The organism is Ruminococcus sp., from assembly GCF_016283395.1.
Genome location: NZ_JAEEMU010000059.1, coordinates 24,697 through 31,087, shown reverse-complemented (window position 1 = coordinate 31,087; position 6,391 = coordinate 24,697). Strand labels below are relative to the sequence as shown.

8 protein-coding genes are annotated in these 6,391 nt (G+C 43.0%); all 8 read right to left on the bottom strand.

The features are described from left to right. Positions 1-190: 190 nt before the first annotated feature. The 8 genes from QZZ41_RS15115 to QZZ41_RS15080 all read right to left on the bottom strand — a co-directional run bounded on the left by QZZ41_RS15115 (position 191) and on the right by QZZ41_RS15080 (position 6,389). Positions 191-574: a DUF3592 domain-containing protein gene (locus QZZ41_RS15115; RefSeq protein WP_295074037.1), complete on the bottom strand. Its 384-nt coding sequence runs from the start codon at positions 572-574 to the stop codon at positions 191-193. Positions 575-590: 16 nt separating this feature from the next. Further along, positions 591-1,094 carry a hypothetical protein gene (locus QZZ41_RS15110; protein ID WP_295074034.1) on the bottom strand — a complete coding sequence of 168 codons (504 nt, stop codon included), beginning with the start codon at positions 1,092-1,094 and terminating at the stop codon, positions 591-593. Positions 1,095-1,266: 172 nt separating this feature from the next. After that, positions 1,267-2,175 carry an ornithine carbamoyltransferase gene (argF, locus tag QZZ41_RS15105; protein ID WP_295074031.1) on the bottom strand — a complete coding sequence of 303 codons (909 nt, stop codon included), beginning with the start codon at positions 2,173-2,175 and terminating at the stop codon, positions 1,267-1,269. Positions 2,176-2,197: 22 nt separating this feature from the next. Continuing rightward, entirely contained in the window at positions 2,198-2,662 is a 465-nt protein-coding gene (locus tag QZZ41_RS15100; RefSeq protein WP_295074028.1) for a hypothetical protein, read from the bottom strand. Positions 2,663-2,664: 2 nt separating this feature from the next. Continuing rightward, complete coding sequence (locus QZZ41_RS15095; RefSeq protein WP_295074025.1) at positions 2,665-3,834, bottom strand: aspartate aminotransferase family protein; 1,170 nt, start codon at positions 3,832-3,834, stop codon at positions 2,665-2,667. A gap of 157 nt (positions 3,835-3,991) precedes the next feature. Then, positions 3,992-4,858 carry an acetylglutamate kinase gene (gene argB, locus QZZ41_RS15090; protein ID WP_295074022.1) on the bottom strand — a complete coding sequence of 289 codons (867 nt, stop codon included), beginning with the start codon at positions 4,856-4,858 and terminating at the stop codon, positions 3,992-3,994. Between the two features lie 123 nt (positions 4,859-4,981). Next, positions 4,982-5,626 (bottom strand): hypothetical protein, encoded by a 645-nt coding sequence (locus QZZ41_RS15085; protein WP_295074019.1) that lies wholly within the window; start codon positions 5,624-5,626, stop codon positions 4,982-4,984. A gap of 13 nt (positions 5,627-5,639) precedes the next feature. Further along, the gene (locus tag QZZ41_RS15080) at positions 5,640-6,389 is read right to left on the bottom strand and encodes a hypothetical protein (RefSeq protein WP_295074016.1); all 750 of its coding nucleotides are present in this window, start codon (positions 6,387-6,389) and stop codon (positions 5,640-5,642) included. Positions 6,390-6,391 lie beyond the last annotated feature (2 nt).

Genomic DNA, 6,391 nt, shown 5'->3' with positions numbered 1-6,391 from the left:
TACCTTTTCGGAAATTTTTGTGATTTGTTTTTCATCTCCGCTCCGTCTTTACCCCTCTAATGCTGCCCCAGCAGTCTTACTCTTCAGCGTCTTTCCCTCGCGGCGACTTATTTATTATAGCAGGTTTACAGCCAATTGTCAACTAAAAGAATATGAAGCTTTTTCTTCATATTTTGGTCATATTTTACAATCACGTTCCAAGCTTGCCAAGCCACCACCATCTGACTACAAAAAGCACCGCCATTACTACAAGTGCGCCTATTATTATCAGGTTCTTTTTTATCTGCTCGGCGAAGTCGAAATTCTGCGGATTTTTCGGATCGTAGATTATTGTATGCTTCGAGCCTATCTTGAACGGCTCGGAAAAGCCTGCCTTATCCTCAAACTCATAGACCTTATCGCCGCTGCCGTAGCGCATCTTGTGTACGTAGTAGTTCTGCCGTTTCTCGCGCACCGAGACAACTTCCGCTTCGGTCTCGATACCGTTCTTTTTCAGCAGAAGCAGCTTTCCCAGATAGATAAGTCCTGCTATGGCGATAATAATTCCTATGCCTGCCCAGATTATGTATTTCATGCTTCACCTCATATGCTCAGTCGTTTATGCCTGCTTCCTTTGTATATCCTTTTGCTTTTTCGGGATACAAGCTCTCAGCATACTTATAAAGCTGCATTAAATCAAGCTTATCGGAGCTGTTGCGTATCATTTTATCCAATTCTTTTCCTAATAGTATTGTGCTGAGCTTGTAATAGTCTTCCACGCCCTTTTGGTCGTGGTTGAATCTTATATCCATAGAATATCTCGGGCCGCCTCTTGTAATGTGTTCGCTTATAGTATATACGAATGTATCTATTTTTTCAAGGTCTATCTTCCATTTGTAATAGGAACATCTGCATCTTATGATATTTCCGTCGCCATACTCTACTACAGTTCTGCGGGTACAAAAATATAAAAACGCGATTATTCCTATAAGTCCCGTCACATACACTCCAGGCTCGCCATAAAGTGCTGCACCGACGCCTGCGATAGTCACCCATATTAAAACAGGTAGGATATATACCTTATATGGTACATATGATATTTTGATCTTTTTCATAATTTTTATCTCCTATATCATTTTTTAAAAAGCGGACAGTTCCCCAACTGTCCGCTTTATTTTACAATTGCTTTTCATAAGCGGATAATATCCGCCCATGCGTTATGTATTTTATCATGTGGGACGTCGAAAACGTCGCCCCCTACATGGCTAATGGCTAAAGGCTAACGGCTTACTGAGCCATGAGTTTTACCATTACTGCCTTCTGAGCGTGGAGACGGTTCTCAGCTTCCTCGAATATCTCGTTTGCGTGAGACTCGAATACCTTCTCTGTGATCTCTTCCTCACGGTGTGCAGGGAGACAGTGGAGAACCATTGCATCTGTATTTGCCTGAGCCATAAGCTCATCGTTTATCTGATAGCCTGCGAAAGCCTTCTTGCGCTTCTCAGCTTCGCCTTCCTGACCCATAGAAGCCCATACATCAGTGATAAGTACGTCTGAATCCTTTGCAGCCTGCATAGGTGAATTTGTCATCTCGAACTTTTCGCCGTATGTCTTTGCAAAGTCGATTATCTCCTTTGGCGGCTGGTAATCGTCAGGGCAAGCGATAGACACGCTCATACCTACCTTTAAGCAGCCAACGATAAGTGAGTTTGCCATGTTGTTTCCGTCACCGATAAAGCACATTTTAAGTCCGTCAAAGCTGCCCTTGAACTCGCGGATAGTCATAAGATCGGCAAGTACCTGACAAGGGTGACAGAAGTCTGTAAGACCGTTGATTATCGGGATAGAACCGTACTGTGCAAGATCCTCAACTTCTTTCTGCTCAAATGTACGGATCATAATACCGTCAAGGTATCGTGAGAGAACTCTTGCTGTATCCTGTACAGGCTCACCGCGTCCGATCTGGAGATCGTTTGATGAGAGGAACAGCGGATAGCCGCCGAGCTGATACATACCTGTCTCAAATGATACTCTTGTACGTGTTGAAGCCTTCTGGAATATCATGCCAAGAGTCTTGCCCTTGAGGTGTGGGTGCGGGATACCGTGCTTGAGCTCGTACTTGAGCTGGTCAGCAAGGTTAAGTATTTCGATGATCTCCTCTGTGCTGAGATCAAGCATTTTAAGTAAATGTTTCATATTTCTATCCTTTCCATTTTCATCATGACTTGTTCATTTCACCGAACGCTTTGTCTATAGCAACCGCAAACAACGGTATATAGTCATCAAATGCAGTATTTTCAATATTTATATGATACTGGAGCTCTCCTGTTACTCCCATTAGAGTCTGGATCTCTCCTACCTCTTTCCCGTCAAGTATTATCTTGAAATTCTTTCTGTCCTTGCTCGCAACCTCAAAACGCATCTGCTTGTTTTTTATTTTCAGAGTAGGGTCAAGGAACAAAGAGGTACACTCCATTGTCATAAAAACATTATCATTCAGGATTATGGTAAAAGTTGGTCGCTTTGCGTCGCCTGTCTGAACGAGTGTATATAAGTTGTAATTGCTCGTATCCATTAGATTATAGCGTGAACTGAAGCTTTTCTTCTTAATAGTATAGAGAAGCTTTCCTTTTTTATCTTCAACGGTATATTTAGTACCGGTGCCAACTACCTGCAACTCCATAATCATTCCTCCAGTATCTCTATCAGAATTTTCAATCCGTCCTTCAGCTCATCGTAAGATATTGTAAGCGGAGGAAGAAGTCTTACCTTTTCCTTGGCTGTGAGCACGAGAAGTCCTTTTTCAAGAGCCTTCTGCGCAACGTCATGGGCATCTTTGCTCTTCAGAGAGATGCCTACCATGAGACCAAGACCGCTGAGTGCTGTAACTTCGCTGCATTTCTTCAATTCTTCTCTTATAATGTTACCCTTTTCGGTCACTTCATCGAGGAAGCCCTTGCTCTCTATCCTGTCAAGGACTGCAAGACCGCCTGCGCAGGCAATCGGATTGCCGCCGAAAGTTGAGCCGTGAGTACCTGCTGTCAGGACTCCGCTGCACTTTTCGTTAACGAGACAAGCTCCCATAGGTACGCCGCCTGCGATACCCTTTGCAAGAGTTGTGATATCAGCCTTTTTGCCGTAGTGATCGCCTGCAAGAAACTTTCCTGTACGTCCTACGCCTGTCTGTACCTCATCAGCAATAACAAGAATATCCTTGGGTGCGCAAAGCTCATATACCGCGTCAACGAATTCCTTATCAAGAGCCATTACGCCGCCCTCGCCCTGAATATATTCCATCATAACTGCGCAGACAGTTTTATCCTCAAGCTTTGCCTTGAGGTCGCTAATATCATTTGCGGTAACATTTACGAAACCTTCAACGAACGGAAAGAAGTAGTTATGGAAAACATCCTGTCCTGTAGCGGAAAGTGTTGCGATAGTTCTGCCGTGGAATGAATTCACAAGGGTGATGATAGTATGTCTGCCCTTGCCGTATTTATCGAAGCTGTACTTTCTTGCCACCTTTATTGCGCACTCGTTAGCCTCTGCGCCGCTGTTGCAGAAAAATACCGACTTATAGCCTGATATGCCGCAGAGCTTATCTGCGAAATCAGCCTGAACCTTCGTATAGTAATAGTTTGAGCTGTGCTGGAGAGTCCTTACCTGAGCGCATACAGCGTCAGCCCACTTTTCATCGCAGTAACCCAGTGAATTCGTACCTATACCGCTTCCGAAATCAATGTATTCCATGCCGTTTTCGTCCTTACAGCGTCTGCCGCTACCCTTCTCCATTACCAGTGGGTAACGTCCATAGGATTGCATAACGTGGGAATTAAATTTATCTATCGTATTCATTTTTTCCTCCTTGGTGCAGACTGCCTTGGACATAGTTCATAAATTTTCAGACACACTATTATTATAACGCTGAAAGGCAGTCAAAATCAATCTTTCTGCAAGTAATATAAGTAAACTTTTTGTATACAAGTAAATTATTTTACGAGAAGAAACCTTATCAAGTGAACTGAGTACCTATGCCCTCATTGGAGAGTATCTCAATAAGGATAGAATGGGGAACTCTTCCATCGATGATAACGGTCTTTTTTACGCCGCGTCTGACAGCTTCAACGCAGCAGTCTATCTTAGGTATCATACCGCCTGAGATAATGCCCTGTCTCTTGAGGAAAGGAACTTCGCTGACATTTACCTCGGGTATAAGTGTTGACGGATCGTCCTTATCGCGGAGAAGTCCTGCGATATCTGTCATAAGTATGAGATTTTCCGCACCAAGCTCGGCAGCTATTCTTGCTGCGGCTGTATCTGCGTTTATATTATATGTATTACCCTCTGCATCTGTTGCAACAGTTGCGATAACAGGGATATTTCCGTTTGCTAAGGCGTCTGTGATAGGCTTTGTGTTCACCTTGGTTATCTCGCCTACCCAACCTAAATCCTGACCGTCGTCAGTCTTTTTCTTTTCAGCCATGAGCATCTCGCCGTCGATACCGCAAAGACCAACTGCGCTGCCCTTGTGCTGAGCGAGAAGCTGTACAAGCTCCTTGTTTACCTTGCCCGAGAGCACCATTTTTACAACGTCAACTGTTGCATCATCGGTGTATCTCAGACCGTTAACGAAACGGCTCTCGATATTGAGCTTTTTAAGCATATCGCTTATCTCAGGACCGCCGCCGTGTACGAGAACTACCTTTACGCCAACCAGTGAAAGGAGCACGATATCTGTCATTACAGCGTCTTTAAGGTCCTTGTTGGTCATGGCGTTTCCGCCGTACTTGATAACAAGTATCTTGTTATTGTACTTCTGTATATAGGGCAGGGCATCAATAAGCACCTGCGATTTTTCGTTATTTGAGATCTTTTCCATTTTTCCTTACTTCCTTTTATTATATTATATCAGTCAACGGACATTGCCCGATGTCATCTTTTATTATTTATACAGTATATGTACTGTTTGCAAACATATCCTATCCGCCTGTAAAAGCACATACTACCTTTTTCGTACACGCAATACAGCAGCATCGATTGCTTCCTTTGCTGCTTTCGGATCTTTTACCGATACAAGAGTAAAAGAGAGCGGTGGGGTAATTCTCTCGTATTCTTCACTTCCATAAATATGTGTGACGTGTTCATAATTAGGATCAGAAAACGGATATTCAAAAAGCTCCAGAGTAACTCTTCCAACTCCCGGACTTATTTCACTATACTCGGTGCTTTTGATATTTGTAAGCTCGAATTGTCTGAAATATTCATTTATAAGAACCAGAACTCTTCTGTCAGTCACAGCCATGAACTCATCATTTTGACCATTCACAGGTACCTCTGAAAAAATAAGATTAAATATCATGAGAAGTACACCTGCGCCGACAGATATAACAAAAAACGCTGAAAAAACTGTCAATATGATAGTTGAAATCAATATGATCGCTACTGCCGTTATTAATCGTGATCTGCTGACGTATTTTTTTGCGATTTCTTTATTGCTGCTTTGACCGCCTGCCCAGATTATCTTTTCGCTTTCATTTAAATATTCTCCGATCACTTTCGCAGCTTTAATACTTTCATCTTCACATTCCGATGATAACTTATCATTATATGATTCATATCCATTATCTTTCCCATCGAACATCTTCACACCTGCCTGCAAATCATTTATTCATCAGAGCACCGTGGATAGCGTCATTGAGTATCCTTTCGACTCTTTTCGCATCGTTGATATTATACATACCAATGATGTTATTGCTCCTGCTGCTACTGCTCCTTATTGGCTTTGTCAGATACATTGTTATATAGCCCTTGCCATTACTGCCTGATGTGGAGCTTACCCTCGTTATATTTTCAAGAGGGATAGAGGTCTGTCCTGAACTGTTTAAGATTATGAGCCTGTGATCTGTTATGCCGTAAAGTCCTGCCATAGAACCCGACATCATACTTATGCTGACAATAAGCATTATTACGCCAACAACAGCCATTACAACAGTACACATAAGGATAATGGACACCAGCAGCATTATGCCGCCTGCTTTTGCACTGCCGTTCTTCTGATTGAGATTATCCTTGCCGCCTGCCCACAGAAGATGCTCATTGGGCATGAGGAGCTTTTCAAAACGGCTTTCAAGGCTTACATAATTATCGTAGGAACGCTGTTCATGGTCTGCATCACTATAGGTCTGCTCGTGACTATGGTCACAATCTCTTACATTGGTAATATCATCGTAGGTCTGTTCGTGGCTGTGGTCGCACTCCCTGACATCGGTGATATCATCGTAGGTCTGTTCATGGTCATGGTCACACTCGCTTCGGTACTCCTCTGACGGTGCAATATAGTCATCATCATACTTTGAGGAATATTTTTCGTTGTATGCGTCATAGTCCTCATCTCGTCTTCTTCCGAACATCT

Excerpts from the sequence above, each read along its gene's own strand:
- QZZ41_RS15115 (WP_295074037.1), bottom strand. The coding sequence starts at position 574 with ATGAAATACATAATCTGGGCAGGCATAGGAATTATTATCGCCATAGCA.
- QZZ41_RS15110 (WP_295074034.1), bottom strand. The coding sequence starts at position 1,094 with ATGAAAAAGATCAAAATATCATATGTACCATATAAGGTATATATCCTA.
- argF (WP_295074031.1), bottom strand. The coding sequence starts at position 2,175 with ATGAAACATTTACTTAAAATGCTTGATCTCAGCACAGAGGAGATCATC.
- QZZ41_RS15100 (WP_295074028.1), bottom strand. The coding sequence starts at position 2,662 with ATGGAGTTGCAGGTAGTTGGCACCGGTACTAAATATACCGTTGAAGAT.
- QZZ41_RS15095 (WP_295074025.1), bottom strand. The coding sequence starts at position 3,834 with ATGAATACGATAGATAAATTTAATTCCCACGTTATGCAATCCTATGGA.
- argB (WP_295074022.1), bottom strand. The coding sequence starts at position 4,858 with ATGGAAAAGATCTCAAATAACGAAAAATCGCAGGTGCTTATTGATGCC.
- QZZ41_RS15080 (WP_295074016.1), bottom strand. The coding sequence starts at position 6,389 with ATGTTCGGAAGAAGACGAGATGAGGACTATGACGCATACAACGAAAAA.